Source organism: Lysobacter arseniciresistens ZS79 (genome assembly GCF_000768335.1).
Lineage (GTDB): Bacteria > Pseudomonadota > Gammaproteobacteria > Xanthomonadales > Xanthomonadaceae > Novilysobacter > Novilysobacter arseniciresistens.
Window position 1 is genome coordinate 251,082 of record NZ_AVPT01000001.1, and the last position, 26,575, is coordinate 277,656.

At 68.1% G+C, this 26,575-nt stretch carries 26 protein-coding genes; 12 read left to right on the forward strand and 14 right to left on the reverse strand.

Annotated features, from left to right (window positions below; all coding sequences use genetic code 11):
* Position 1: 1 nt before the first annotated feature.
* Positions 2-1,321, reverse strand: a complete 1,320-nt coding sequence (locus tag N799_RS01170) for a mechanosensitive ion channel family protein (protein ID WP_052100913.1) — start codon at positions 1,319-1,321, stop codon at positions 2-4.
* 199 nt (positions 1,322-1,520) lie between these two features.
* Between N799_RS01170 and N799_RS01175 the strand changes: the two genes are divergently transcribed.
* The 4 genes from N799_RS01175 (at position 1,521) to N799_RS16030 (ending at position 5,944) form a co-directional block, all read left to right on the forward strand.
* Positions 1,521-2,606 (forward strand): DUF5694 domain-containing protein, encoded by a 1,086-nt coding sequence (locus N799_RS01175; protein ID WP_036206516.1) that lies wholly within the window; start codon positions 1,521-1,523, stop codon positions 2,604-2,606.
* A 76-nt stretch (positions 2,607-2,682) separates the two neighbouring features.
* Positions 2,683-3,312 (forward strand): azurin, encoded by a 630-nt coding sequence (azu, locus tag N799_RS15880; protein WP_036206517.1) that lies wholly within the window; start codon positions 2,683-2,685, stop codon positions 3,310-3,312.
* A 101-nt stretch (positions 3,313-3,413) separates the two neighbouring features.
* Positions 3,414-3,902, forward strand: coding sequence for a hypothetical protein (locus N799_RS01185; RefSeq protein ID WP_152597750.1), 489 nt, complete (start codon positions 3,414-3,416; stop codon positions 3,900-3,902).
* 281 nt (positions 3,903-4,183) lie between these two features.
* Positions 4,184-5,944: a S8 family serine peptidase gene (locus tag N799_RS16030; RefSeq protein WP_036206520.1), complete on the forward strand. Its 1,761-nt coding sequence runs from the start codon at positions 4,184-4,186 to the stop codon at positions 5,942-5,944.
* Positions 5,945-6,022: 78 nt separating this feature from the next.
* On the opposite strand, the gene N799_RS01195 is transcribed toward N799_RS16030, so the two are convergent.
* The gene (locus N799_RS01195; RefSeq protein WP_036206525.1) at positions 6,023-6,577 is read right to left on the reverse strand and encodes a DUF3228 family protein; all 555 of its coding nucleotides are present in this window, start codon (positions 6,575-6,577) and stop codon (positions 6,023-6,025) included.
* Positions 6,578-6,814: 237 nt separating this feature from the next.
* Between N799_RS01195 and N799_RS01200 the strand changes: the two genes are divergently transcribed.
* Positions 6,815-7,459, forward strand: a complete 645-nt coding sequence (locus tag N799_RS01200) for an outer membrane protein (protein ID WP_036206527.1) — start codon at positions 6,815-6,817, stop codon at positions 7,457-7,459.
* A gap of 105 nt (positions 7,460-7,564) precedes the next feature.
* On the opposite strand, the gene N799_RS14190 is transcribed toward N799_RS01200, so the two are convergent.
* From N799_RS14190 to N799_RS14195, 3 genes are all read right to left on the reverse strand, one after another.
* Complete coding sequence (locus N799_RS14190) at positions 7,565-8,293, reverse strand: outer membrane beta-barrel protein (RefSeq protein WP_052100915.1); 729 nt, start codon at positions 8,291-8,293, stop codon at positions 7,565-7,567.
* A gap of 111 nt (positions 8,294-8,404) precedes the next feature.
* The gene (locus N799_RS01210) at positions 8,405-8,935 is read right to left on the reverse strand and encodes a hypothetical protein (RefSeq protein WP_036206829.1); all 531 of its coding nucleotides are present in this window, start codon (positions 8,933-8,935) and stop codon (positions 8,405-8,407) included.
* 66 nt (positions 8,936-9,001) lie between these two features.
* Positions 9,002-9,886 (reverse strand): acyltransferase, encoded by an 885-nt coding sequence (locus N799_RS14195; RefSeq protein WP_052100919.1) that lies wholly within the window; start codon positions 9,884-9,886, stop codon positions 9,002-9,004.
* A 61-nt stretch (positions 9,887-9,947) separates the two neighbouring features.
* Here N799_RS14195 and trmY point away from each other — a divergent pair, with 61 nt between their 5' ends.
* Positions 9,948-10,559 carry a tRNA (pseudouridine(54)-N(1))-methyltransferase TrmY gene (gene trmY / locus N799_RS01220; RefSeq protein ID WP_036206834.1) on the forward strand — a complete coding sequence of 204 codons (612 nt, stop codon included), beginning with the start codon at positions 9,948-9,950 and terminating at the stop codon, positions 10,557-10,559.
* Between the two features lie 67 nt (positions 10,560-10,626).
* Positions 10,627-12,363 carry a potassium/proton antiporter gene (locus tag N799_RS01225; RefSeq protein WP_036206530.1) on the forward strand — a complete coding sequence of 579 codons (1,737 nt, stop codon included), beginning with the start codon at positions 10,627-10,629 and terminating at the stop codon, positions 12,361-12,363.
* Between the two features lie 6 nt (positions 12,364-12,369).
* Here N799_RS01225 and N799_RS01230 read toward each other — a convergent pair whose 3' ends face one another.
* Both N799_RS01230 and N799_RS01235 read right to left on the reverse strand, forming a co-directional pair.
* On the reverse strand, positions 12,370-13,671 hold the full coding sequence (locus N799_RS01230) for an MFS transporter (RefSeq protein WP_036206534.1): 1,302 nt from the start codon (positions 13,669-13,671) through the stop codon (positions 12,370-12,372).
* 52 nt (positions 13,672-13,723) lie between these two features.
* The gene (locus tag N799_RS01235; protein WP_052100921.1) at positions 13,724-15,379 is read right to left on the reverse strand and encodes a winged helix-turn-helix domain-containing tetratricopeptide repeat protein; all 1,656 of its coding nucleotides are present in this window, start codon (positions 15,377-15,379) and stop codon (positions 13,724-13,726) included.
* A gap of 183 nt (positions 15,380-15,562) precedes the next feature.
* Here N799_RS01235 and N799_RS01240 point away from each other — a divergent pair, with 183 nt between their 5' ends.
* Complete coding sequence (locus N799_RS01240; protein WP_152597751.1) at positions 15,563-16,090, forward strand: cupin domain-containing protein; 528 nt, start codon at positions 15,563-15,565, stop codon at positions 16,088-16,090.
* An 87-nt stretch (positions 16,091-16,177) separates the two neighbouring features.
* The gene (locus tag N799_RS01245; RefSeq protein WP_036206537.1) at positions 16,178-16,657 is read left to right on the forward strand and encodes a VOC family protein; all 480 of its coding nucleotides are present in this window, start codon (positions 16,178-16,180) and stop codon (positions 16,655-16,657) included.
* 6 nt (positions 16,658-16,663) lie between these two features.
* Here the strand turns inward: N799_RS01245 and N799_RS01250 are convergent, their stop codons facing one another.
* From N799_RS01250 to N799_RS01260, 3 genes are all read right to left on the reverse strand, one after another.
* On the reverse strand, positions 16,664-16,957 hold the full coding sequence (locus N799_RS01250) for a VOC family protein (protein ID WP_238978675.1): 294 nt from the start codon (positions 16,955-16,957) through the stop codon (positions 16,664-16,666).
* A gap of 35 nt (positions 16,958-16,992) precedes the next feature.
* Complete coding sequence (locus tag N799_RS15025) at positions 16,993-17,271, reverse strand: hypothetical protein (protein ID WP_036206539.1); 279 nt, start codon at positions 17,269-17,271, stop codon at positions 16,993-16,995.
* Positions 17,272-17,344: 73 nt separating this feature from the next.
* Entirely contained in the window at positions 17,345-17,635 is a 291-nt protein-coding gene (locus N799_RS01260; RefSeq protein ID WP_036206541.1) for a HigA family addiction module antitoxin, read from the reverse strand.
* Between the two features lie 323 nt (positions 17,636-17,958).
* Between N799_RS01260 and N799_RS01265 the strand changes: the two genes are divergently transcribed.
* Positions 17,959-18,375, forward strand: a complete 417-nt coding sequence (locus N799_RS01265; RefSeq protein WP_036206543.1) for a hypothetical protein — start codon at positions 17,959-17,961, stop codon at positions 18,373-18,375.
* 86 nt (positions 18,376-18,461) lie between these two features.
* Here the strand turns inward: N799_RS01265 and N799_RS01270 are convergent, their stop codons facing one another.
* From N799_RS01270 to N799_RS01285, 3 genes are all read right to left on the reverse strand, one after another.
* Entirely contained in the window at positions 18,462-19,730 is a 1,269-nt protein-coding gene (locus tag N799_RS01270; RefSeq protein ID WP_152597752.1) for a hypothetical protein, read from the reverse strand.
* Between the two features lie 340 nt (positions 19,731-20,070).
* Positions 20,071-20,559 (reverse strand): hypothetical protein, encoded by a 489-nt coding sequence (locus tag N799_RS01280; protein WP_036206550.1) that lies wholly within the window; start codon positions 20,557-20,559, stop codon positions 20,071-20,073.
* 251 nt (positions 20,560-20,810) lie between these two features.
* Entirely contained in the window at positions 20,811-21,194 is a 384-nt protein-coding gene (locus N799_RS01285) for a hypothetical protein (RefSeq protein ID WP_152597753.1), read from the reverse strand.
* A gap of 116 nt (positions 21,195-21,310) precedes the next feature.
* Here N799_RS01285 and N799_RS01290 point away from each other — a divergent pair, with 116 nt between their 5' ends.
* Positions 21,311-24,400, forward strand: a complete 3,090-nt coding sequence (locus N799_RS01290) for a DUF3427 domain-containing protein (protein WP_036206556.1) — start codon at positions 21,311-21,313, stop codon at positions 24,398-24,400.
* Positions 24,372-24,590, forward strand: a complete 219-nt coding sequence (locus N799_RS15030; protein ID WP_152597754.1) for a hypothetical protein — start codon at positions 24,372-24,374, stop codon at positions 24,588-24,590. The genes N799_RS01290 and N799_RS15030 overlap by 29 nt, the downstream gene beginning before the upstream one ends.
* On the opposite strand, the gene N799_RS14530 is transcribed toward N799_RS15030, so the two are convergent.
* Entirely contained in the window at positions 24,544-26,403 is a 1,860-nt protein-coding gene (locus N799_RS14530) for an ATP-binding protein (protein ID WP_081974617.1), read from the reverse strand. The two genes, N799_RS15030 and N799_RS14530, sit on opposite strands and share 47 nt — an antisense overlap.
* Between the last annotated feature and the right edge of the window lie 172 nt (positions 26,404-26,575).

Consider the following 26,575-nt stretch of genomic DNA (forward strand, 5'->3'; position numbering starts at 1 on the left):
GTCAGTCACCCGGCATCGCGCTGTCCGCGTCCCCGCCCAACAGCCGCACCTCGCACTGCGGGAAGGGAACGGAGATGCCGTGCTCGCGGAATGCCCGCCAGATCGCCAGGTTGATCTCCGAGCGCACGTTGTTGACGCCCTGCTCCGGCGCGACCACCCACACGCGTAGTTCCAGTTCGAAGCCGCTGTCGCCGAAGGCCATCAGCCGCGCCGCCGGGGCCGGGTCATCGAGCACCCGCTGGCGCCCGTGGGCGGCCTTCTCCATCAGCGCCATCGCCTCTTCGGGGTCGTCGGCAAAGCTGATCCGCACCGGCAGCTTGAGCCGCACGCTCTCGCCGCCGTAGCTCCAGTTGACCACCGGATTGATGATCAGGTTTTCGTTCGGCATCAACGTGTCGACGCCGTCGCGGTCGCGGATCACCACGTAGCGCGCGCGCAGCTCCTGCACCCAGCCGTAGCGGCTGCCGGACTGGTCCTCCACCGTCACCACGTCGCCCGGCTTGATCGAGCGGTCGGCCAGCAGGATGAAGCCCGAGATGAAGTTGCTGACGATGCGCTGCAGGCCCAGGCCGATGCCCAGGCCGAGCGTGCCGCCGATCACCGCCAGCGCCGAAAGATCCAGCCCCACCACCTGCAGCGCCACCACCACGCCCAGCGCCATCAGCAGCAGCTTGATCACCTTGCTGATGCCGACCCGGGCGCTGGCCGACAGGTGCGGCGACTCCATCACCCGCCGCTCGGACAGCCGCGACAGCCACGCCGCGACCACCAGCACCAGCAACGCCACCGCCAGCGCGCGCAGCGCCAGCAGCGCCGACACCCGGGTGTCGCCGACCATGATCGCGGCGCGGTCGAGCGCGGCGACCACCATCGGCAGCAGCCCAAGCAGGTACAGCGCCAGCCCGACCCAGACCACCGCGACGATCAGGTTCTCCGAGGCACGCAGCAGCGGCCCCGGCTTCAACGCGTTGGACAGCAGGAACACCACCAGCCGCACCAGCCCCAGCGCGACCACCAGCCCCAGTGCCACCCGCAACACCCCGGCCGGCAGGCCGAGCGCGGTGAAGCCAGCCCACGCCGCCAGCAGCAGCACCCACGCCACCGCCGGGAACACCAGCGCGCAGCCGAAGGCGATGCCAACCCGGCGCAGTTGCGAGTGCGGTTGTTCCGACAGCTCGCCACGCTGCCACGCGCGGAAGCGCCGCCCGACCAGCCAGGCCGCCACCACGCACACCAGCAACGCCAGCGCCTGCCAGCCCAGCGAGGCGGCATCCAGCCCGGCCAACCAGCCGGACGTCGGGCGGGTCAGTCCATCGCCCATCGATCACCTCCCTGCGACACGGTCGGCCATGCGGTTGCCCCGGTTCGGTTGCCGTCCACGCTAGGCGGCGCGTGGTCCAGAGCGGGTGAATCACCAGGCCGTGACCTGCGCCGGTCGCGGGATTCACCATACCGGCACGGGTCGCCCGACCGACGGAAACACCATGCGATAGTGGCCCGCCTCGATCGGGAACACGACCATGCGGAAGACCCTGACCACGTTCTGCCTGTCGCTCGGGCTGGTCCTTGCGGGCAGCGCGCAGGCCGCTGTCGACCTGTCCACCCTCGACGCCGGCATGGCCGGCCCGCGCACGCAGGTGCTGGTACTGGGCAGCATGCATCTGTCGCAGATGCCGGACGGCTTCGACCCCGCGACGCTCGACCCGTTGCTGGACCGGCTGGCCGCGTTCAAGCCCGACATCATCACCATCGAGTCGATCGCGGGCGAAGGTTGCGACCTGATGGCGCGCCACCCCGCCGTCTACGACCCGGAAGGTATCGCGCCCTACTGCAGCGTGCCCGACGCCGCCCGCGTGGCCACCGGCCTGGACGTGCCCGCCGCGATCGCCGAAGTGAAGCGCACGCTGGCCGACTGGCCGGCCGAGCCGCGCGACGACCAGCGCCGCCACCTCGCTGCGCTGTTCCTCGCCGCCGGTGACAACGCCTCGGCGCTGACCCAGTGGCTGCAACTGCCGGAAACCGCGCGCCTCGCCGGCGACGGTCTCGATGACACGCTGGTCGCGCAACTGGAACGCGCCATGGAGCAGAACGGCGAGGATTACCGGATCGCCGCGCGCCTGGCCGCCCGGCTGGGGCTGCAGCGCGTGTACCCGACCGACGACCACACCGGCGACAGCTACGACGTGCCCGGCAACGACGTCGAGGCCTACGCCACCGCCATCCGGCAGGCCTGGGACGCCAGCGCCGCACTGCATGAGCCGCTGATCCGCCGCAAGCAGGAACTCATCGAACGCGGCGACATGCTGGGCCTGTACCGCTACATCAACAGCCCGGAGCACCTCGCCGACCACATCAACGGCGACTTCGGCGCGGCCATGCGCCACGCCTCTCCGCAGCACTACGGCCGGATGTACGTCGGCGGCTGGGAGACCCGCAACCTGCGGATGGTCGCCAACATCCGCGCGACGTTCGTCACCCGTCCCGGCGCACGCGTGCTGTCGATCGTCGGCGCCACCCACAAGCCGTGGTTCGACAGCCTGCTGGGGCAGATGCAGGGCGTGGAGATCGTCGATCCCGCCAGCGTGCTGGGGCCGCCGGAGGGCTGAGGGCGCAACGATCCTTTCACGCGATGCAGGGGCGGCGGGTTCATCATGTGCCGCACCCCAGAAGGAGGTTGTATCCGTGAAGACAAGGCTTCCCCTGCTCGCCGCCGCCTGCGCCCTCGCACTCGCCGCCTGCGGCAACGACACCGCCCCCGCCACGCCGGACACCACGACCCCGGCCGACACCACCGCGGTCGACACCGCTCCGGTCGACACGGCGCCGGCCACCCCGCCCGACGCCACCGCACCCGCCGCCGACACCGCGGCAACGGACACGCCCGCGGCCGCCCCGGCCGGTGGCGACAAGCCGGCCGCGACCGTCGCCAACTGCAGCACCGAGATCGAAGGCAACGACGCGATGCAGTTCAACGTCGGCTCGATCACCGTGCCGTCCTCGTGCACGGAGTTCACCATCAACCTCAAGCACGTCGGCCAGATGCCGGTCGCGGCGATGGGCCACAACGTGGTGGTCAGCAAGGCCGCCGACCGCGAAGCCATCGCGTCGGCAGGCATGGCGGCCGGGGTCGACGGTGATTACGTCCCCGCCGACGACGCCCGCGTGATCGCCCACACCGAACTGGTGGGCGGCGGCGAAACCACCTCGGTGACCTTCCCGGTCAGCGCGATCCAGGGCGACGGCCCGTACGAGTTCTTCTGCAGCTTCCCGGGCCACTGGGCGGTTATGCGCGGCTCGATCGCAGTCGGCTGAGCGGTCCAGCACGCGCCACGGGCGGGCGGCGACCTGCTGCCCGCCCCGCATGACCGGAACGATTGAGATGCCGCCGCGATGGCGGCCCGATGGAGAACGCCATGCGCATCCCCGCGATTACCCTGACGCTGCTGTTCGCCGCCGGCTGCAGCGCGGACACCGACCCGACTCCCGCGCCCGCCCCCGAACCGGCGGCCGCCACCCCCGCAACCCCGTCGCCCGACCGGGCCGCGACGCCCGCCGACATCCCCGCGCCACCCGACGCGGACGACCCGACCACCGGCGTCCCCGTGCGCTTCCAGGGCGACTACGCCGCCAACGCAGCGGCCTGCACGACCGCCGGCCACGTCAGCCACCTGTCGGTCACCGCCACCCGGATCGAGTTCCACGAGAGCAGCGGCGACATCACCTCGGCCGAGGCCGCCGGCAACGACATCGAAATCACCGCCCGCGTCACCGGCGAAGGCGAGACCCGCGACGTCGGCTACAGCTTCGCCCTGTCCGACGACGGCGGCACGCTGACCGACACCGTCAACGGCATGGCCCGGGTGCGCTGCGGGGACGAGGCCAGCCCTGTTGCGGCGCAATAGAAACACCCGCGGCAGGCAAGAATCATGACAACTGCGAGCGCCGGAGCTACCGTTCGTCGCCGTAGACAAACCGCCCATCGCCAGAAACCGTGTTCCCGTCCGTCGTTTCCTCCCTGTTCATCCAGCGAGCGCCCCGCCAGCACGGGGTTTCCGCCGATCCGGCGGTGCGCGCCGTCGTCAACCGTGACTTTCGCCACCCCTGCTAGGTTCCGGAACCTGCGGAGAACGGGGCACATGGACGACCGATGCCCGACCTTCTTTCATATCGGGGAGCAGGATCGATGAAGCAAAGCACACTCGTCCGGGCCTTGGGCCTGGGTCTGGCGATGGCGCTCGGCAGCAGCGCCGCGGTGGCTACGGATGCACCGGACCCGGACCGCGTCTGGGTGAAGTTCAAGCCGGGCACCAAGGCCCAGGTGGCGCGCGCCCTGCGCGGTGCCGGCGGCCAGGTGCACCACACCTTCGACAGCCTCGATGCCTTCGCCGTCAGCCTGCCCCCGCAGGCGCTGCAGGGCATCCGCAACAACCCCAACGTCGAGCTGGTCGAGCCCGACGCGCCGCGCTACCCGGCCTCGCAGACACGGCCCTACGGCATCGACATGGTGCAGGCACCGCAGGTCTGGTCCGGCGGCGTGACCGGCGACGGCATCACCACCTGCATCATCGACTCGGGCATCCACGCCGCGCACGAGGACTTCCAGGGCCTCAACCTGGCCGGCGGCTACCCGAGCGACTGGAACACCGACACCTGCGGCCACGGCTCACACGTGGCCGGCACCATCGCCGCGCAGGACAACGCCAGCGGCGTGGTCGGCGTCAACACCGGCAACAACTCGCTGTACATCGTCAAGGTGTTCGACGGCGAAACCTGCGGCTGGAGCTACAGCTCCGACCTGGTCGACGCGGCCAACCGCTGCGCCGCCGCGGGCGCGAAGGTCATCAACATGAGCCTGGGCGGCAGCTTCAGCAGCCAGACCGAGGCCACCGCGTTCCAGAACCTGTACGACAACGGCGTGCTGAGCATCGCCGCGGCCGGCAACGACGGCAACACCCGCCACAGCTATCCGGCGTCGTACAACAGCGTGGTGTCGGTGGCCGCGGTCGACCAGAACAAGGTGGTCGCGGACTTCTCCCAGCAGACCGACCAGGTCGAGCTGGCGGCGCCCGGCGTGGGCGTGCTGAGCACGGTGCCGCAGGTGTCGGCGACGGCCTCGGTCGACGGCGCGTCGTACATCGTCTCGGGGCTGGAGTTCACCCACCAGGGCAGCGCCAGCGGCGCGCTGGTCAACGGCGGCCTGTGCACCAGTGCCGGCAGCTGGGCCGGCAAGGTGGTGCTGTGCGAGCGCGGCGACATCAGCTTCGCCGACAAGGTCAACAACGTGTACGCCGGTGGCGGCGCCGCGGCGGTGATCTACAACAACGCCGCGGGCGGCTTCAGCGGCACCCTCGGCACCGCCGGGCCGGCGATCCCGGCCGTCAGCATGTCCCAGGCGGACGGCCAGTACCTGGTGGCCAACAAGCTCGGCGTCAACGGCACGGTCAGCACCGTTCCCGACAACCAGGGCAACGGCTACGCGTACTACGACGGCACCTCGATGGCGACCCCGCACGTCGCCGGCGTGGCGGCGCTGGTCTGGAGCGCCAACCCGACCTGGAGCAACCAGCAGGTGCGCGAGGCCCTGGCGGTGACCGCCCAGGATCTCGGCGCCGCGGGCCGTGACAACGCCTACGGCTGGGGCCTGGTGCAGGCCAAGGCCGCGCTGGACGAGCTCAACGGCGGCGGCACCGATCCGGGCCCGGACCCGACCTTCGCCGTGACCGGCAACGCCTACAAGGTGAAGGGCCGCGTCAGCGTCGACCTCGGCTGGAGCGGCTCCAGCGCCGGCAGCTTCGACGTCTACCGCAACGGCAGCCGGATCGCGACGGTGAACGGCTCCAGCCACACCGACAACACCGGCCTGAAGGGCGGTGGCAGCCTGCAGTACAAGGTCTGCGAGGCGGGTACGGCGACCTGCACGGCGAGCATCACGGTCAACTACTGACCGCCGCTCGTAGCGATACGGAAAGGCCCGGGCGACCGGGCCTTTCCCATGGGCGCCCCGGACCGGGACTGAGGCGCGCTAGCCCCGCCAGTTGGCGTGCGTGCGCCAGAACGCCACGCTGCGCCGGTACGCCTCGCGGTCCAGCGGCACGCCCGAGCCGCCCTCCTCCACGCCCAGCGCGTTGCGCAGCATGGTGATCGGCGCCATCGGCGTCTCCTCCGGTTCCGCGGTGTACATGCAGCCGACCACGCCCCAGTCGGCGTCGACCGCGGTGCCCTCCTTCGCCAGCTGGTCGCGGCTGTAGAGGATCACGACCAGGTAGTTCGCGACCGGCGGCTGCAGCCCCTCGAACCAGCGCACCAGTACCGGCAGCTCGTCGTCGGTGCGCGCCTCGTAGTCCGAACGCAGCAGGTGCCGGTTGTCGTCGGTGATCGGCACCGCGAGGCAACGCGTCGAGGTCCAGTTGCGATGCACGTGCAGCTTGCAGAACGGCGCGTAGCCGTCGAGCACCGCGAGCGGCGCGGTGTCGTTGAGGTGCCGCTCGAACGCCTCGGGCGTGATGTCCTGGATGGTGTTGCGGCGGTTCGCGCGGAACAGCCGGGAGCGGGCGAATTCGGTCAGGACGATGGACATGCGGTCACTCCGGGGCGATGGGCGGGCGGCTGCGGCGGCCGCGCGGCAGGTGGCCGCCGCACCCTAGTCGATCCGGCCGGCGATGTCGTCGGCAGCGTCCGCACCGGGCGGTTGACCGGGACTGCCCCGCGTTGGGGCGCCCACCGGCCCCGTCGCGCACGCCCGGCCGCGCCCCGTTACCCTATGCGGCCCGCGACGGCCCTCTCGCCGTCGCCCTCCCCGCAACGGAACCCCTACATGCGCAAGATCGGATGCGCGGCGCTGTTCGCCGCCTGTATCGCCGCCGCCCCCGCGGCCTCCGCCGGTGACTTCTTCATCAACGGCCAGGCCGGCCGGTTCGACCTCGACAACAGCGGCTTCGACGACGAGAAGAGCAGCTTCGTGCAGGCCAGCGCCGGTTACCGCTGGGGTATCGGCATCGCCCAGGTCGGGCTGGAGGGCGGGCTCGGCAAGTTCAACGAGATCGACGGACAGGACCGCATCGAGTACGTCGACGGCTACGTCGAACACGCCTATGGCTGGTCGGCGCGCTACGCCTTCGCCGGCGTCAACGCGCGGATCAAGCCGCCGCTGCTACCGGTGTACGTGATCGGCCGCGCCGGCTACCTCGGCATGGAGCGCACGCTCGACCAGACCTCGGTCGAGCACCCTATCGACACCACCCCGGTCACCAGCCGCAGCACTTTCGAGCAGAACGACGGCGGCACCTACCACGGCGTCGGCGTGGGCACGTCGATCCTGCCGCTGCTCGACGTCACCCTGATGTACAACCGCTACCGCTACGCGCAGGTCCACTACGACGCGGTCAGCGACGAGTACCGGCTGTCGGATGACAAGCGCGACGCGCAGAGCGTGAGCCTGGCGGTGGAATACCGGTTCTGAGGTGCCGCCGGGCCGGCGACATGCCCGGCACACCCATGGAAAAGGCCGCCCCGGAGGCGGTCTTTTCCGTTGTCGAGAGCCTGGCGGTCCGACGCGCGTGACCGCTCAGAACCGCACTTCGGCACCCAGCATCAGCGTATCGGCACGGTTGAAGTCGTAGTGGTAGCCGCCGTTGTAGTAGCCGTAATCGCTGAAGTACACGTGGTTGGTGTAGACCGCCTTGAGGTTGAAGTGGCGGTTGATGTCCACGCCCAGCCCGACGCCGACGTAGCCGCCATCAACGGTGCCGCCGTACAGGACGTCGTCCGCCTGCCAGTAGCCCGCGCGAACGAGTGCGAAGACCGGGTTGCCGGCACCGAAGTTGAAGCGCGCGTTGGCGCCGATGCTGGCGTAGTCGAGGCCTTCGATCGACATACCGCCCTCGTTGGCGTCGTCCAGCCGCCCGGCGGCCGCCTCGATCCCCACCAGCGTGACGGAGCCGGCCTGCCAGCGGTAGCCGGCATTGACCAGCAGTGCGGACTGGTCGATGTCGTCGAAGACCCAGCCCTTGCCGCCCTGCACGCCAAGGAAGAGGCCGCCGAGGTCCGGGGTGGCCGGCGCGGTGTAGTACGGCTGCGCGGGCGCGACCGGCACCGCCACGGAGGTCGCGGGGCCGGTCGGCGTCGCGGTGTCCGTGGCCGGTGCCGGGGCCGGGATGCGGCGGGCGGGGTCGGCCTCGCCCTGCGGCGGCTGCCAGACTTCGATCGGCTGGTTCTGGGCGAGCGCGGTGGCGGGTGCCAGGACGGCACCCCCGACGACGGCGGCCAACGCCGCCATCAGGCTGGTCTTCTTCATGTGGTCCCCTGTTATGGATACAGGCGACCGCATGCGTTGCGGCCGCCAATCTGTGACGCAGCGCAAATTGTCGGCGGCCACTCCGCAGGATTCAACCGCGCGCCGTTGCGGCTACAGCGTCGACGTGACCTCGCCGCCCTGCCCGCGCAGCAGGTCCGCCGCCTGGTCGGCCTGCGCGGCGGTGAACGCGTGCACCACCACCGTGGTGCGGCCGTGGTCCATCGCCTCGCGGGCGGCGAGCACGTAGCGGTCGTGGTCGGGGCGCAGCGATACCAGCCCGCCCATGAACAGCCCGGCGACGGTGCCGAAGAACAACAGCACCAGCGCGGTTGCCACCGGCGAGCTGGTCACGTAGCGGATGCCCATCGCATAGGCGATCGCGAACGCCACCAGCCCCAGCACCGCGCCGACGATGCCCAGCTTGATGTGGGCGAGGACGATGGTGTGCCAGATGCCGCGGCTCTCGGGCTCCAGCTTGCGGCCCGGGTGCGGTTCGGACGGCGTGATCACCTTGACCTGGCCGGCATCCAGCGACAGCGCCGCGACCACTTCTCGCGCGGCATCGCGGGCCGCGGTGGTGGTCGCAAACACCGCCGCGACCTTGCTGTTGCTCGATTCGCCGGTGATCGGTGTCCCGGACATGGCGGCCTCCACGGTCGGATGGTGGAGAGCGTCGCAAGCCCGTGGTGCGCGCGACGTGAGCAGCCCTCAGCCGGCCAGCAGACGCTCCATCTCGGCGTCCTTCTCGCGCCACAGGCCGTTCATCCACTGCTGGAAGCGGGCGCGGAAGGCGCGGTCGTTCTGGTAGTCGCCGTGCAGCAGCTCGGCCGGGATGGCCCGCTGGCGCACGCTCACCCGGATCTCCGCGACCCGGTCGGCCAGCAGGTCGATCATCGACGGCCGCCCACCCGGATAGGCGATGGTCACGTCGAGGATCGAGTGCAGGCCCTTGCCCATCGCGTCCAGCACGAACGCCACCCCGCCCGACTTGGGCTTGAGCAGGTGGCGGTACGGCCCGCCCTGCCGCGCGTGCTTGGCCGGGGTGAACCGCGTGCCCTCGACGAAGTTCATGATCGCCACCGGGATCTCGCGGAACTTCGCGCAGGCGCGGCGGGTGGCCTCGATGTCGCGTCCCGCCAGCTCCGGCCGGCGCGCGATCTGCTTGGGCGTGTGGCGGCCCATGAACGGAAAATCCAGCGCCCACCACGCCAGCCCCAGCAGCGGCACCCAGAACAGCTGCCGCTTCAGGAAGAACCGCATCAGCGGGATGCGCCGGTTGAAGGCCTTCTGCAGCACCAGGATGTCCACCCAGCTCTGGTGGTTGGCCAGCACCAGGTAATGGCCGTCGTGCCGCAGGTCCACCTCGCCGTGCTGCTGCACCGCCACCCGGGTGTGCAGCAGGCCGTCGATCACACGGTTGTTGACCGCGATCCAGCTCTCGGCGATGCCCGCCAGCACCGGGTTGGCCGCCTTGCGCAGCCGGTCCAGCGGCAGCAGCGCCTTGACCAGCGCCACGGCCAGCAGCGGCCCGACGTGGACGAGGATATTGGCCACCAGCAGCAGGACGACCAGGGCGACGCGCAATGGGAGCATGGGTTCGGACGACGGCGAGAAGGGCGCCCATTGTCGCATCGGCTTGATGGACAATCCGCCCATGCGAACCTTCGTCCTGCGCGCCCGCGCCGCCCCCACCGACAGCCACCGGCTGCTCGCCGCCGTCGGCACCGAGGCCCACACCGAGATCCTCGCGCACACGCTGATGAACGCCATCTTCGTGGCGCAGTCGCACCGGCCGGACGTTGTGGTCTACCTGGTACTGGAAAGCACACAGGACTTCTCGCGCACGGTGCGGTTCGACGCCAACGCCATGCACGCCATCGGCGGTTTCGACGAGCAGTCGTTGCTGGGCAAGGTCGCCCGCGCGCTGGACGCCTCGCGCGGCATGGGCAAGGAGGAGACCCGCCCGGTCGAGTCCGGCGTCACCGTGCAGACGATCAGCTTCGAGCGGCTGGTGCAGCAGCTGGCGGGCGACCACCAGCTCTACGTGATGGACCGCAAGGGCACGCCGATCGGTGCGGAGTCGTTCGCCGGCAACCCCTGCTTCCTGCTGACCGACCACATCCCGATGCCGAAGAAGACCTTCGGCAGCCTCGAACGGCTGGGCGCGAAGAAGATCACCCTCGGCCGGACCATGCTGTTCGCCTCGCAGTGCGTGGTGCTGATCCACCACGCGCTGGACCAGCACGGAACCGGCCCCGGCAGCTGAGCGGCCACGACCGGGCGGATCGGCGGTAGGGTTCAAGGATCCCCGTCAACGCAGGAACGCACCACGCATGTTCGTGATCGACCAGATCCTCCTCCTGGCCGCCGTGCTGATCCTGCTGGGCGTGGTGTCCAGCAAGGCGTCCGCGCGTCTGGGGCTGCCGGTACTGGTGCTGTTCCTGATCGTGGGCATGCTGGCCGGCGAGCGCGGCATCGGCGGCATCGCCTTCGACAACCCGACCGCGGCGCATGCGCTGGGCACGCTGGCACTGGCGGTGATCCTGTACGACGGCGGCCTGCAGACGCCGGTCGCGTCGATCCGCTCGGTGTGGAAACCCGCCTCGGTGCTGGCGACGCTGGGCGTGCTGGTGACCGCGGTGGTCACCGGCGTGGTCGCCGCGTACGTGCTCGACTGGCCGCTGCTCAACGGCCTGCTGATCGGCGCCATCGTCGGCTCGACCGACGCCGCGGCGGTGTTCGCCCAGCTGCGCAACGCCAACATCCACATCCGCCCGCGGCTGAAGGCCCTGCTGGAGGTGGAGAGCGCCTCCAACGACCCGATGGCGATCTTCCTGACCATCGGGCTGATCGAGGTGATCGCCAACGACGTGCCGCTCGGCGTCGGGCTGCTCAAGCTGTTCCTGATGCAGATGGGGCTGGGCGCGGTGGTCGGGCTGGGCGTCGGCGCGGGCGCGGTCGCCCTGTTGCGGCGCATCCGGCTGCAGGCCACCGGCATGTATCCGGTGCTGGTGACCGCCTGCGGCCTGCTGGCGTTCGGGCTGGCGGCCAACATCGGCGGCAGCGGCTTCCTGGCGATCTTCATCGCCGGCGTGGTGGTCGGCAACAGCCACTTCGCCTTCAAGCGCACGGTCTTCCTGTTCCACGACGGCATGGCGTGGCTGGCGCAGATCACCATGTTCGTGGTGCTGGGCCTGCTGATCGACCCGATGGCGCTGCTGGACGTGTGGATACAGGGGCTGCTGATCGCGCTGGCGCTGATGTTCGTCGCGCGGCCGCTGGCGGTGGTGCCGGTGATGCTGCCGTTCGGCTTCAGCACGCGGGCGACCGCACTGGTGTCGTGGGTCGGCCTGCGCGGCTCGGTACCGATCGTGCTGGCGATCTTCCCGCTGCTGTTCGAGCTCCCGGGCGCGCCGGTGATCTTCAACGTGGTGTTCTTCGTGGTGCTGATCTCGGCGGTGATGCAGGGATCGACCCTGGCCTCCGTCGCCCGCCGGCTCGGCCTGGCCGAGACGCCGCCGCCCCGCCCGCCGGCGACGCTGGAGATCACCTCGCTGGGCAACGTCAACGCCGACATCGTCGAGTACACGGTCGCCGCGGACTCGCGTGCGGTCGGCCGGCGGCTGTCGCGGATGGCGCTGCCCGAGGACACCGTCATCGCCATGATCACGCGCGGCGACGAGGTGATCCCGCCGCGCGGCTCGACCGTCCTGCGTGCCGACGACCACCTGTTCGCGGTGCTGCGGCCGATCACCCGGCCGTTCGTGGACCGCACGTTCTCGCAGGCCGGCGACGCCGCGACCGAGCCGCTGCCGCGGGTCGAGCTGCGGCTCAAGGGCGGCACCACGGTGGAGGACCTGCGCAACTCCTACGGCGTGCATCTGCCCGGCGCGGACGAGGACACGCTGGAGCAGGTGGCCCGGCAGAACCTCGACCGCGACCCGGCTGTCGGCGCCGCCGTCATGCTGGACGGCACCCGGCTGCGCGTGTGCGGGATGCTCGGGTCACGGATCGCCACCGTCGGCATGCTCGCGGCAGAAGCCGAGGGCGCGGCAGAACCGGCCGACTAGCCGGCGCTACGTCACCCGCTCACCGGCGGCCACCCGTACGCCGGTCTCGTCGGCCGGCGCCGGCTTGATCGCCAGGCGTGGCCACCCGCCCTCCCGCGCCAGCCGCAGGCCGCGGTAGCGGACCAGGTAGCCCACCGCCACCGCGGTCGCCGCGACCCCCGCCAGCGCCGCCACCCCCATCGCCCAGCGCGCGCCGAAGCGGTCCACCACCCAGCCGACCAGCGGCGCGCCCAGCGGCGTGCCGCCCATCACCACCGCGATCCGCAGCGCCAGCACCCGGCCGCGCATCGTCCGCTCGGTGGTCAGCTGCATCATCGAGTTGCTGGCGGTCATGAAGGTCAACGCCGCCAGCCCGACGAAGAACAGCGCCACGCCGAACGACACCGCCCCCGGCATCACCGCCGCCAGCGCCACGCTCGCGCCGAAGCCCGCGGCCGACACCGCCATCAGCACCATCCCCGGCACCGGCCGGCGCGCCGACAGCAGCGCCCCGCTCATCGTCCCCGCGGCCATCGCCGAGGTCAGCAGGCCGTACTGGCTGGCATCGCCGCCGAACACCGTCACCGACATGGTGGAAATGAAGATCGCGAAGTTGAAGCCGAAGGTCCCCAGCAGGAACAGCATCACCAGCACCGCCATCAGGTCCGGCCGCCGCCAGACGTAGCCGAAGCCCGCCAGCAGGCTGCCGCGCGAGTGCTCCGGCAACGCCTCGCCGTGCAGCTCGTGCACCCGCAGGAACCACAGCGACACCAGCACCGCCGCGTACGAGCCGGCGTTGACCACGAACAGCCAGCCCTCGCCGATCGCCGCGATCAGCACGCCCGCCACCGCCGGCCCCAACATCCGCGCCGCGTTGAACGACGCCGAGTTGAGCGCCACCGCGTTGGCCAGGTGCTCATCGCTGACCAGGTCCGACACGAACGCCTGCCGCGCCGGCGCGTCGAACGCGGTGACGCAGCCCAGCAGGAACGCGAACCCGTACACGTGCCACAGCTGCACCACCCCGGCCAACGTCAGCACGCCCAGGCCCAGCGCCAGCAACCCCGCCGCGGCCTGGGTGGCCAGCAGCAGCAGGCGGCGGTCCCAGTGGTCGGCCACGTAGCCGGTCACCGGCAGCAACAGCAGCGGCGGCCCGAACTGCAGCGCCATCACCACGCCCACCGCGGTGGCGTTGTTGTCGGTCAGCACCGTCAGCACCAGCCAGTCCTGCCCGATGCGCTGCATCCACGTGCCGACGTTGGAAACCAGCGCCCCCGCCGCCCACAGCCGGTAGTTGTAGTTGCGCAGGGACTGGAAGATGGTGCTCAAGCGGTGCTGTCGCCTCGACGGAAGGTGCCGCCGTGGCGACAGGAGAGCCATGCTAACGCGGCGGCGACGCGCGCCCCGCCTGCGTCCCCCGGCCGGCGGGACGCAACCGGCCCAGACGGCGGAACGCGTCGCCGACAAGCCGGGCATGCGCGGGTTGCCGTAACTGGAACGCGCGCAGGAAGTCCCGCTCGCCGTAACCCGGCGCCGCCGCGTGCAGCCGCGCCAGGTTGCGCCGCGCCTCCGCCTTGCGCTCGGCCGGCGCGTCGCACACGGTGGCCATGGCGACCAGGTGGTAGTGCGCGTTGGGCTGCCGTACCGCCAGCGCCATCACGTCGGCCGCCTCGTCGTGGTGGCCGTCCAGCGTCAGGCTGAAGCCACGCACGCCGATCATCGCGAAACCCATCGGGTCGTACGGGCTCAGCCGCCGCGCCCGGCCGGCCCGCTCGATGGCATGCGCGGTGTCGCCGGCCTGCATCAGCGCGAAGCCCAGCGTGTACTGGCCGACGGCGAAGCTCGGGTTGAGCACCGTCGCCTCGTCCAGCGCGGTGATGGAGTCGCCCATCTCGCCGCGCAGCAGGTGCGCCCGGCCCAGCGCCCAGTGGGCCAGCGGTTCGTGCGGGTTGATGGAGTAGCTCTGCAGGGCCAGTTCGAACGCCCGCTCGACCTCCCCGGCGCGGTCCGGCGACAGGTCGAAGAACGCCCGCTGCCAGTGCACGAACGACAGCCCGGCGAAGGCGCGCGCCGAGCCCGGATCGAGCCGCGCCGCCAGCTGGAAGTACCGCTCCGCCTGCTCGTAGTCCTGCGGGGTGAAGCGGTACATGTGCCAGCAGCCGCGGTGGTAGGCGCTCCACGCCCCCAGGTTCGCGGGCGCTTCGAGCAGGGCGCGCTGCCGCTCCGCCAGTTCGACCTCCATCGCGATCGCGCCGACGACCAGGTCGGTGATCTCCTCCTGCGCGTCGAACACGTTGTCCAGCCGGCGCTGGAAGCTGTCCGCCCACAGTTCCCTGCCCTCGACCGCATCGGCCAGCGCCACGTTGATGTGCATGGACGAACCGGCCACCCGCACGTCGCCTTGCACCACGTAGCGGACGCCAAGTGCACGCGACACCTCGCCCGGGTCGTGCGCCCCCGGCGCGAAGCGGAACGCCGTCCCCCGCGCGATCACGAAGAACGCACGGGTCCGTGCGACGCGGGTCGCGATGTCGTGGGTCAGCCCGAGCGCGATGTCGCGGTGCCCGGCGTCGCCGTCGGTATCGAACGGCAGGACGACGATCGACGGCTGCCCCGGCAGCGACAGGTCCATGTTGTGGACAAGGCCGGTCACGCTCTCGGCCGCCGCCGGCACCGGCGACGACGCGGCCCGCCGCACGCGCACCGGCGGGATGATCTGGCACCCCAGGCCGCGGACCACGCGCAGGTAGCGCGGGTTGCCGGCGTCGTCACCCAGTGCGCGCCGCAACAGCAGCACGCGCTGCGCGATCGTTTCCGGCGTCACCAGCCGTCCGCGCCAGACCTGCCCGGCGATGTCGTCATGGGTGAGCAGCGCCGGTGCCGCCTCGACCAGCGCGCGCAACAGTTCGTAGGTCAGCCTGGGCAGCGGAATGCGCGCGGCACCGCGGAACACGGCGTGCTGGCGCGTGTCGAGCGCCAGGTCCGCGAACTCGAAGATTGCCGGCGGGCAAACGGCCGCCGCCTTCGCGCTGTCCATCGTCGTCCTCGAACCGTCGCCCTCGAACATCCGTCCCGGTGCCGCGGGACCAGCTTACTCCGGCCCCGGGGAATCTTCGGGGAATCTTCGGGGAATCTTGGTGGAACCTTCATGCAGGCCGCGGGGACCTGCGGATACTGGATTCCAGGGCGACCGGGGGGAGCAACCGACAGGAGAACAGCCATGAAATCCATGAAGCGCGAAAACCTCCGCAACGCCATGACCATCGCGGCGGCGGCCGGCCTGATCGCGGTCGCGGCGCCGGTGGCCGCCGGAACCGTCCTCGGCGGCGCCACCGTCACCAACGGCGCCCGCGGCGTCGCCGACGGCTCGGTGATCGACGGCCCGGTGAAGGTCGTCATGCCCGGCGACCCGAGCGGCCGGCAGTTCGACGCCATGGCCGCCAACATCAACCTCCCGGCCGGGGTCGGCGGCATCGACTGGCACATCCACCCGGGCCCGACCTTCGGCATCGTGACCGGTGGCACCCTCACCATCATCGATGACGACTGCGTGGGACACGTCTACGCGGCGGGCGAGGCGTTCGTGGCACCGCGCAACCCGCACACCGCGCGCAACTTCAGCGACTCCCAGGTAACCGTGCGGGCCACGTTCCTGCTGCCGCACACGTCCCCCGCGACCGCGCCGACGGTGTTCGTGTCAGCAAGTGAGGACGACGTGCTGGACGCCTACTGCAACCTGGCGGAGTGAACCGGGGCGGTGCACTGTCGATCCCGGCCCCCCTCGCCCGTCGACAGTGCACTGGCGGCTGCGACCGCCCACCCGAGGAGACTCCGCATGACCCCCAAGAACACCATCTGCCTGTGGTTCGACGGCGACGCGCTGGACGCCGCGACCTTCTACGCGAAGACCTTCCCCGACAGCTCGGTCGACGCCGTCCACCATGCCCCCGGCGACTACCCCGACGGCAAGCAGGGCGATGTGCTGGTGGTCGACTTCACCGTGATGGGCATCCCGTGCATGGGCCTCAACGGCGGCCCCACGTTCAGACACAGCGAGGCGTTCTCGTTCCAGGTGGCGACCGACGACCAGGCCGAGACCGACCGCTACTGGGACGCCATCGTCGGCAACGGCGGCCAGGAGAGCGAGTGCGGCTGGTGCAAGGACCGCTGGGGCGTGTCGTGGCAGATCACCCCGCGGGTGCTGACCGACGCCTGGACCGACCCCGACCGCGCCGCCGCCAAGCGCGCCTTCGACGCGATGATGACGATGCGCAAGATCGACGTCGCCGCGATCGAGGCGGCGCGGCGGGGGTAGGCCCCGTCAGCCCGACTGCGCCGGCTTCCAGTCCGGGCCGGGGATCGTGTTGACCATCCACGGCACGCCGAAGCGGTCGGTCAGGCTGCCGTAGCCGGGCGACCAGAAGGTTTCGGCGAAATCCATGCCGACCTTGCCGCCCTCCTTCAGCGCATCGAACCAGCGGCGCGCCTGCGCGGCGTCCTCGGTGTGCAGGGTGACGTCGAAGCCGTTCTTCGGCTTGTCGACGTTCGGCGCCCACTCGACGTCCATATCCGCGCCCATCAGCGACTGGTCGCCGACCTCCAGCCAGCAGTGCATCAGCCAGTCCTTGTATCTGGCTCTGTGGCGATGCCTCAGTGGCGCAGCATCCCGCGGGCGGCGGTGGCGGCGGACTGCAGCACGCGGGCGTAGGCGGTGCGGCCCCTCGGGGCGTTGCCGGCGGCACTTTCCAGACCGTCGACCAGCGCCTGCATCAGGGTCGCTGCGTTGTACTGGTCGGCCAGCTCGGCCATCGAACGGGACACCGCGTCGCGCACGTGCCAGTCCACGTTGACGCCCTTTTCGGCTTCATTGGCGAGGTCGATGACGCGCAACAGGTGCGGGGTCACCAGACCGACGACGGTGGCTCTCATGGTTCGGACCAGGGGTTTCGGGGGACGGGAAGGCTACCGCAGCCGGCGTGGGCGGTCAGCACGGGGCGCCTTGCTACGCGGCGATCCGCGCGATCCGATCGACCGCCGGCCCCAGCGCGCGGTGCGCCTCCTCGAGGTCGTAATCGGCCTGCAGGCCCAGCCAGAACCGCTCGCTGGTACCCAGCGCGGCGGCCAAACGTACGGCGGTATCGGCCGTTACGCTCCGCTTGCCCAGCACGATCTCGTTGATGCGGCGCGGCGGGACACCGGTAGCACGGGCCAACGCGTTCTGGCTGATGCCCAGCGGGACGATGAACTCCTCCAACAGGACTTCGCCGGGGTGGATATTGGGCAGGCTCTTCATGGCAGGCTCCGTTGCATCAGTGGTAATCGACGATTTCCGATCGAGCGCCCCGCGCGCCGGGCGGGCTGGCGCTCAGCCAGCGTCGCGCTCCAGCTCCCGGCGCTGCTCGCGGCTGACCCCCTCCGGGGCGCGGCGCGCCGCAGCGGCATTTCAGTGGCAGGTTCAATCCCTTTGCGCTCCAGACGTCGAAAAGTGGATCCTGCCAGACCGTTCCGGCTCCGGCGGTTCATTGACGGGACGTACCTCCGCCGGCAGTCTCCGCGCTTCGCCAGCAGGAAGGCATGAGGCCTTCCCGGCCACCGGCGATCTCAGGGAGATGAGTAATGAGTACGTTCCGCCATTTGGCCATCGTGGCCCTCGCCAGCGTCTGCGCCGCCTGCGCCACCACCGGCAACAGCGACAGCGCCGCGGCCGCCCCGCAGACCGCAGGCGCCGGGGAAGTGCCGGCCGACGCGATCGTCGGCACGCCGGCGCCGGGCAGCAAGTTCACCCGGCTCACCATCGGCATGGACATCCAGGCCGTGCAGCAGGTCATGGACCGCGTGCCCGACCGCCAGCACAGCTACGAATCCGGCAAGCGCTGGATCCCGTTCTACTTCGGCAACGACGCGCGCCGCATGCAGGTGCTCTACAAGGGCCAGGGCTGCCTGATCTTTGCCGACGGCAATGCCTGGGGCGCCGGCGGCGGCGAGCTGATCCGGATCGAGCACGACGCCAGCGGCGCCTGCTACCAGCCGTAGGCCAGGCCGCCGGTTCAACCGGCCACCGGTGCCTTACAGGAAGAACCCCGCATCGCGCGGGGTTTTTCTTTGGGCGACCGCGGCTCCTACAGCGGAACCGCGTACCGCCCGCGCTCGCCGTGGGCCAGGCCATCGAACACCACCGATCCGCTGGTCGCGTCCCACTTGAACGGGGCGCCGTCATACGGACCACGCAGCGTGGCCGCGCGGAGGGCCGCTGCTGCCGCATCCGGGCCAACGCCCTGCCCGCGCAGGTCGGCGGCCAGCAGCGCGGCGCGCCGCACCCCTTCGAGGTCACCCGCCCGTGCGATGTAATCGCCATAGGCGGGTTCGACCGCCGCCGGATCGAGCATGGCGCCCACCGGGTTGTACACCTGGAGCCTCGGCCCGGCGTGCTCCGGCGGCGTTGCAAGCCCCGCCAGCGCCGGCGCGAGCTCCGGGTACGGCAATTCCGACAGCGCGCCCAGCCGGACCATGCGCGCCGCGCCCCGGTTGAGCGTCGCCTGCTCCTGGTACAGCGGCCGCAGCAGCCGGTCGCCGATACCCGCGTCGGAGACGGCTGCGGGCGACAACCACGCCCGCGTCGAGTTGGCGATCAGCTGCCACTCGCCGGCCAGCGCCCTCGCGAGGGAGCGCTCGGCCACCGTCACCGGTTGCCGCCAGGACGGCGGGACGGCCGCCGCGGCCTCGCCCGCAGGCAACGCCCGCAGGGCGAGAGTGCCCAGCGCGAAGTGATGCCGGACGGCCGCGGCCGCGATCATCTTGGTGACCAGCAGGTCCGACGAGGCCAGCACCTGCCGCCAGAACAGCAGGTCCCGCTCCAGCAGGTCGCGCACGGCCGCCGGCTCACCCGCCAGCGCCAGTCGCCGTGCATCCAGCAGATGCAGCTGCTGGGCATCCATGGCCGGCTGGTACGCCGGCAACTGCGCGGCAAGGTCCTCGGGGACCTCCTCCCGCCAACCCTCGGTCGCCAGCATGCGGCGGTAGCGCGCCAGCAGCCACTGCTCCGCGTCCAGCCACTGCGCGGGCACCGCGGGATGGGCGTCCAGCGCCTCCGCGCAGGTCGCGGCCTGCCTGCACGCCTGGGCGAGCGCCGTAACCGCGGGGCTGCGCGCGGCCCGGTAGTCGGCGACCGCCCCCGGCCCGGTGGCCAGGTCGCGCGCATGGACATGGCCGTTGGCGGCGTCGGCCAGCGCCGGGCCGGACTGGTGCAGCGCGACCAGCCGCGCCACGTCCGCGGAGGGCGGCTCGTCGTTGCGGTTGATGACCACCAGCGCCAGGTAGGCGAGCGCGGGCACCCCCACCAGCACTGCCAACGCCCACCCGATACCGCGCTTTATTCCTGTTCTGCTCATCCGTAGCTCCTGTCGCGTGCCGCAAGTGTGGCACCGCGTCGGCGAGGGGCGAGGTGCGGGACGTCATGAGCGAGGTCGTCGACCTCGTGCGCGAGGTCCGGAACCCCGTTGACGAGGTCGCGGACCCCGGCGATGAGGTGTGGGACCTCGATGACGGGGTCCGGGACCTGACGCATGAGGTCCGCGACCTCGCGCACGAGGTCCGGAACCTCGCGAATGAGGTCCGCAACCTCGTCGATGAGGTTCGGGACCTCGTTTTAGGCGGAGATGACCGCATGATCGGCACCAGATGCGAAAAAGCCGCCCGGAGGCGGCTTTCCCGTCCACGCTGCGCGCGGGCTCAGACCGGCGCCATGTCCGGCACCGGCGCCGGCTCGGCGGCCTCGCGGCGGCCGCGCTTGAAGCGGGTGCCAAGCTGCCGGCGCAGCTCGTCCAGGCCGTGGTCGCCGCCGGACAGCTTGAGCTGCGCGTAGCCGTCCAGCGCCACGTCCATCGCGTCGCTGCCGAGCAGGTCGATGGTGTCGGCCAGGCGCGCGACCAGCTTCTGCAGGTCCTCGTGCAGCGGGCGCAGCTGGTCGAGCGTGGCGAGGTCCGCCGACGCGCCGGCCAGGTCGAGGCTCGGCGGCACGATCTGCGGGTTGGCCGCCATCACGCGCAGCGTCTGCCGGACGAACACCTCCGAGCGCGGCCCCATGTACATGAGGTTGCGGCGCTCCGCATCGGGAATGGCCACCAGCCCGGCCAGCGCGGTGGCCATCTGGTCGAGGCCGGCACGCGCACCGGTGACCTGGTCGGGGGTGAGGGTGAGGGAAACGAAGTTCTGGGACACGGTGATCTCCTTGTCGGTCCATGTGTCGACCCGGCGGGATTGCCGGGTGCGTCCATGCTCCGCCGCGTCCGTGTGGCGTTGGGTGATCGCGGGTACGGGGCGACCGGAGCGGGGCGAGTCTCGCAGCGCGGGAGCGATGGTGCAAAGGCCGTTGCGCGCCCGACAGCCCGTCGCAGCGGGCGCGACGGTGATTGCCGACAGTGCGTCGCGGCGTTGTCCTACATGGATGCGGGAAGTTTTCTGACCCCGAGTTAGAGGTCGCAGTTGGGGGAAAGCGTCACGTCCCAGCGGTTGGCGGCGGCGCGGAAGCGTTTGACGAGGTCGGGCAGATCGCCCGCGGGCGGTAGAGATAGGTCGGCGGGGGTGGCGGTGCGGAGGCGGACGAACTCGTGGTAGGCGTGGTCGAGGTCGGATGGGCCGTCGCCAGTGGACTCGAAGTGTTTGGGACAGAGCGACGGCACGCCGACTTGCTCGGCGACGAACTGGTCGGCCCATTCGAGGGAGTTGCGGATGGTGGTGTCGGCGTCGTCAGAAGCGCCGGTTAGCAGCAGCGTGCCGGCGGTCTTCCAGTTGCCGGCGTCGCGGTACTGATACTCGAAAACGGAAAATCTCTGATGCAACGGAGAAGGCTTCACGTTGAATGTTCCTTTTGGTCCGATGCTTCAAACCTAGTCCCGCCGCGTCGCCCAGGTCGCGACATACGACTGCTGCGACGCGGCCACGAGGTCGAGACCAATGCTAGCCTGGCGCAATGACCGACCTCCATCGTGGCCTGTACGAGCAGCTCGTAACCGAGGCCCTTGAAACCCAACTCAAAGAACTCGATACGAAGCACAGAGCTCTCCGTGGACGCATCCACGGCGAGGAGGCTGCAGACCGAATAGCGCTGCACTTGGGGACGTTGGTCCGGCGAGTCATATCAGGGCTCGACACCAAGCAGCGCACGGAGGTCGGGCTGGACCTCGCTCGGCAAATTATTCGCTTACTCGACGCTTCCAGCAGGGAAGTCGACTTGAGCGATGCCCCCTCTCCGGCGGGCGACATGCTTCACGCGGTCGCACGACTACTCCCTGACGGGACACCGGAACATGTCGGACTCCCTGCGACGCCGCTGCTTGATACAACGCTACTTACGAATGCGCCGGGCGAGCCCCGAATTGGCTTTCAGCTCCAATCCGAGGTTCCGTCAGCGGATCGCATCGACATCCTCATGGCTTTTGTCCGAATGTCGGGAATCCAGCCGTTGCTGGACCTCCTCCAACGCCACAAGGATGCCAGCCGGCCATTACGGCTGCTGACAACGACATACACCAACTCCACGGAACTAAGCGCGCTTCGAGCGCTGCGTGATCTCGGCGCCGACATCCGCGTCTCATATGACACTTCGAGCACCCGCCTACACGCCAAGGCTTGGCTATTTCATCGCGCGTCAGGCTACTCCACGGCATATATCGGTTCCTCAAACCTCACCCACTCAGCCCAAGTGACGGGATTGGAATGGAACGTGCGTATATCAGGCGCACGGAACCCGGACGTAATCGACAAGTTCTCAGCGGTCTTTGACAGTTACTGGAATAACGAGGACTTCCGACCTTTCGACGAGTCCGAGTACCGCGAGCTGACTCGGGCACCTGTTGGAAGTCCCCGGATTTATCCGAGTCCGCTTGAAATTCGGCCTGAGCCCTTTCAGTCCCGTTTACTGGAACAAATCGAGCTTGCTCGATTGCAGGGCCGCCACCGCAATCTCCTCGTGTCCGCCACCGGCACCGGCAAGACCGTCATGGCGGCATTGGACTACCAGCGCCTGCGGAGCCGACTGCCGCGTGCGCGGCTGCTCTTCATTGCGCACCGCAAGGAGATCCTCGAACAAAGCCTCGCGACGTTTCGCCACGCTTTGCGAGATGCGGCGTTTGGTGAACTGTGGGTGGGCGGCGATCGGCCGACACTATTCGAACACGTGTTTGCCTCGGTACAGAGTCTTACTGCTGCCGGAATCACCAACATCGACCCCGACCATTTCGATGTAGTGATCATTGACGAGTTTCACCACGCGGCAGCACGCACCTACAAGGCGCTGCTCGATCACCTCTGCCCTGTCGAGCTGCTGGCACTTACCGCTACGCCAGAACGTGGTGACGAGGAACCAATCCTGCAGTGGTTCGACGGAAGGATCGCCGCCGAGCTGCGTTTGTGGGACGCGATCGACCAACACCGGCTGTCCCCATTTGCCTACTACGGCATCAGCGACGGAGTGGACTACCGCGGCGTGAGCTGGCGGCGCGGCCGTGGCTACGACCCGCAGGAGCTGAGCGCACTAGTGACAGGTGACCATGCTCTAGCTCGCCTGATCGTGGCGAACGTCGCAAAGGTGGTCCCGAATGCCGTATCGATGCGAGCGCTGGCTTTTTGTGTCTCTGTCGCCCATGCGCGATTCATGGCTGATCAGTTCAATGCTGCCGGGTTGCCGTCCATCGCGGTCTGGGCAGAAACGCCTGAGCAGAGCCGCCGCGGCGCTCTGTCTTCACTAGCTGCCGGGGATCTGCGTGTCGTGTTTTCCGTCGACCTCTTCAACGAAGGTGTAGACGTTCCCTCCGTCGACACCCTTCTGCTGTTGCGACCGACGGATAGCCCGACCGTGTTCCTGCAGCAGCTCGGTCGCGGGCTGCGGCGTGAACCGGGGAAGTCCGTCTGCACTGTCCTGGACTTCGTCGGCCAACACCGCAAGGAATTTCAGTTCTATCGCCGGTTTGGCGCGTTGCTGGGCGGAACCCGCAAACAACTGGAAAAGCAGATCGAAAGCGGGTTCCCGTTTCTCCCCAGTGGCTGCCACATGCAACTCGATGCTGTGGCTACGGAAACCGTGCTCCAGAACATCCGACAAAGCCTGCCATCCACGTGGCCCGCGAAAGCGCGAGAGTTGCAGAGGGTGGCAGAGACCACTTCCGAAATAACGCTCAAGAGGTTCCTCGACGAATCGGGGTTAAGCCTTGAGGACGTCTACTCCAACAATCACTGTTGGTCGGATCTACTCGAAGCCGGCGGTCTTCCCACGCTGCCGGTCGGTCCGGAAGAACGTGCACTACGCCGCGCGCTCGGCCGACTGCTGCATCTCGACGACGAGGCACGGATCAAGCAATACCGCGCCTTTGCCCAAGCGGTGCAGCCTCCCGACATCCGTACAGAGGACCTGCGTACTCGACGGCTGTTCCACATGCTGGCAACGGTGCTCACTGAAAGCGTCCGCGCTGTAGACGAAAGCCTCGATGACGCTGCCTCGTTGATCTGGAAGCACCCGCAGGTGCTACAGGAGCTCAACGAGCTGATGCAGGTTCTCGCGCAGCGAATCGACCATGTTCAAACCCCGCTCTCGACGCACCCAGAAGTGCCTCTATACGTCCATGCCCGCTACACCCGCCGAGAGATCCTCGCCGCATTCGGGGATGGGGAAAACCTGAAGGTGCCTGAGTGGCGCGAAGGCGTGCGCTGGCTCCCAGACGCGCAAGTGGATCTATTGGCGTTCACCCTGGACAAGGCGAGTGGACATTTCTCACCCACCACCCGCTACCGCGACTACGCGATCAGCCGCGAGCTGATTCATTGGGAAAGTCAGTCCGGCACTCGGGCCGACAGCGACACCGGACTGCGCTATCAACAGCACGAAGTGAACGGAAGTAGCGTGTTGCCGTTTGCTCGCCTGATCACGGAGGACCGGGCGTTCTGGCTACTTGGCCCCGCCTCCTACGTCAACCACGAAGGCGATCGCCCGATGGGTATCACCTGGCGACTTCTCCATGAGCTGCCCGGCGACTTGTATGCGCGATTTGCTGCTGCTGTTTCCTAACGCCGACAGGACCGCAGGTACCACGGCAAACAAACCAGCCGATTTTGCCGAGATGCGGCCGGCACATCAGCCGGCCGTGATGGGAACCCAGGAAAGTAAACTGACCCCGTTTGTTGAACTTTTTATTTTCGTTTCTTTTGCCGTCACTTGGCGCGAGGTCTCTGCTCACGAGGAAGATCAGGACGGATGACGAGCTTTCTACCCTCAAACTCCAACCCATTTGCACCTATGGCCTTTGCGGCTGCCGTCTCGTCACCAAATTCAATAATTGCATAACCCTTGGATCGGCCAGCTATCACAGAAAATCTGATCTCGGCGATCTCACCAATAAACGAAAACGAATCAAATAACTCCTCACGAGTCATTGCCTCAGGCAAGTTCGCTACAAAAACTCTGCAGGACTGTTTTCGAACATCGTCAGCATTTGTAAGCTCTTGTGTGGGATTTCTTGCGGGAACAGCCTCTACTCTAGAGTGTTCCTTTTTTGCAGAAGGAACGGTTATCGCGTAGCGAGGAAACTCCCTAAAAGGAATCTTCTTTTTACGCGCAGCCTTCTTTGCGGCATCCGTTCCGATGGTCTTAATGAGAGCGCCGCCACGCATCAAACCGTCCACGAGCTTTCGGTAGTGTTCCGTGTCAACGATGCCTACCGCATCCCAGATTTGTTGAACCGAAAAGACCCGCCCATCACGCCCAAGGAGGATGACGGCCTTCTGCTCCCGGTCCAAATCCATTTGATCGAATTGACTTAACCAAAGTTGATCGCGCTCAGAGTAGAGCGGGCGATGAGTCAGGACAATCTTGAACCCGCTAGATGAACTGGAAATATTCGGGGGAGCCAATTCATTGACGTTCATCAACTCATAAATTCTTCGCATCCCCTCGCCGAGTTCACGCATATAACCAAGCTCACGGAGAACGCGAGCAATATTGGTGTTTCTCGACTGATGAGTTCCCTTTCCAGCCTGCAAATCATCCACCCGAATCGACGAAAGTAGCGCGCCCGGATTTACGAATTCAAGATGCGAGTCGAAGATATATATCTCGACTCCTCGGCCTTCGTCGGAGTAGTCGCGATGTGCGATAGCATTCAGTAGCGCCTCGCGACAAGCCAGCTCCGGATAAATGGAGCGCTGTTCGAATCGCGCCGCTTTGTCAAACTTCGTTTGTACGAGGTGCGGGCGCAGCGCCTCCCAAGACTTATCGATCAAGGTAAGAATGTTATCGGAAACAACTTGATCCGGACCGACATTGTAGGCCTCACCAGTCTTTAGCGTGTCGCCATCGACTTTCAAGATTCGGACTTGAATTCGGGGATGCCAGCGAACCGCGTCCTTTGCAAACAGGAGCAGCGCACCTCTTCTTATCCGCAGATGCGATAGCCCGTACTCGGCGAGCCCTAAATACTGCAAACATTTCTCAACACTCATACCGCGCATCACCTGATCAGCGACTGCGCGCACAAGATCAAGATTTAAGTCATCCGCAGAAACACCGTCAACAAATTCTCGATCATATTCCCGGGACTTTTGCTCTTGTCTATCGAACTGAATTGCCTCAGCCGCAACAGGAACAGTTTCAAGATCACGCCGCTGGAGACACCTACCATCGGATGTGACGTGGATATACCGAGTGCTTTTTGGCACCGAGAAATAAAGTACTTTCCGCCCATCAAGATCAAGGAGAGATCTCCTTACCTCTGGCAATGGAGTATCGCGATGAACATGGGTGACGGGCGCCGCCTGTAGTACCTCTAGGTCTGCCGGACTGCATTTATCGACCCCAGTGATTTCGCCCGAATCCTCAACACCGACGAGCAACTCGCCCCCATCGGCATTTGCAAACCCCACTAGGGTCTGACTGATGTCAATAGAAATTTCGCGGAGTGTCCGCAGCGTCTTTTGACCCGGAGCCCCGTGCAATGCACTTTTGAACTCTCTGAAGTGACTTTCACCAAGGCTGATAGCAGTTCTAGCCCGATCCACAACTGCAATAGCGGCCATCTCTTCCCCCAATCAAATACGCGCCAACACGGAGCCGCACAACCACATCATGTAGCGCGCGGACATGTTTCGAGGATATACATCTTCAAAGCCTTGAAGAAGCCTAGGGCATCGAAACGCGAGAAACAAAGAGACCGCCGTGTGGGTGGCCTCCCAAAGAAAGTTACAAGGC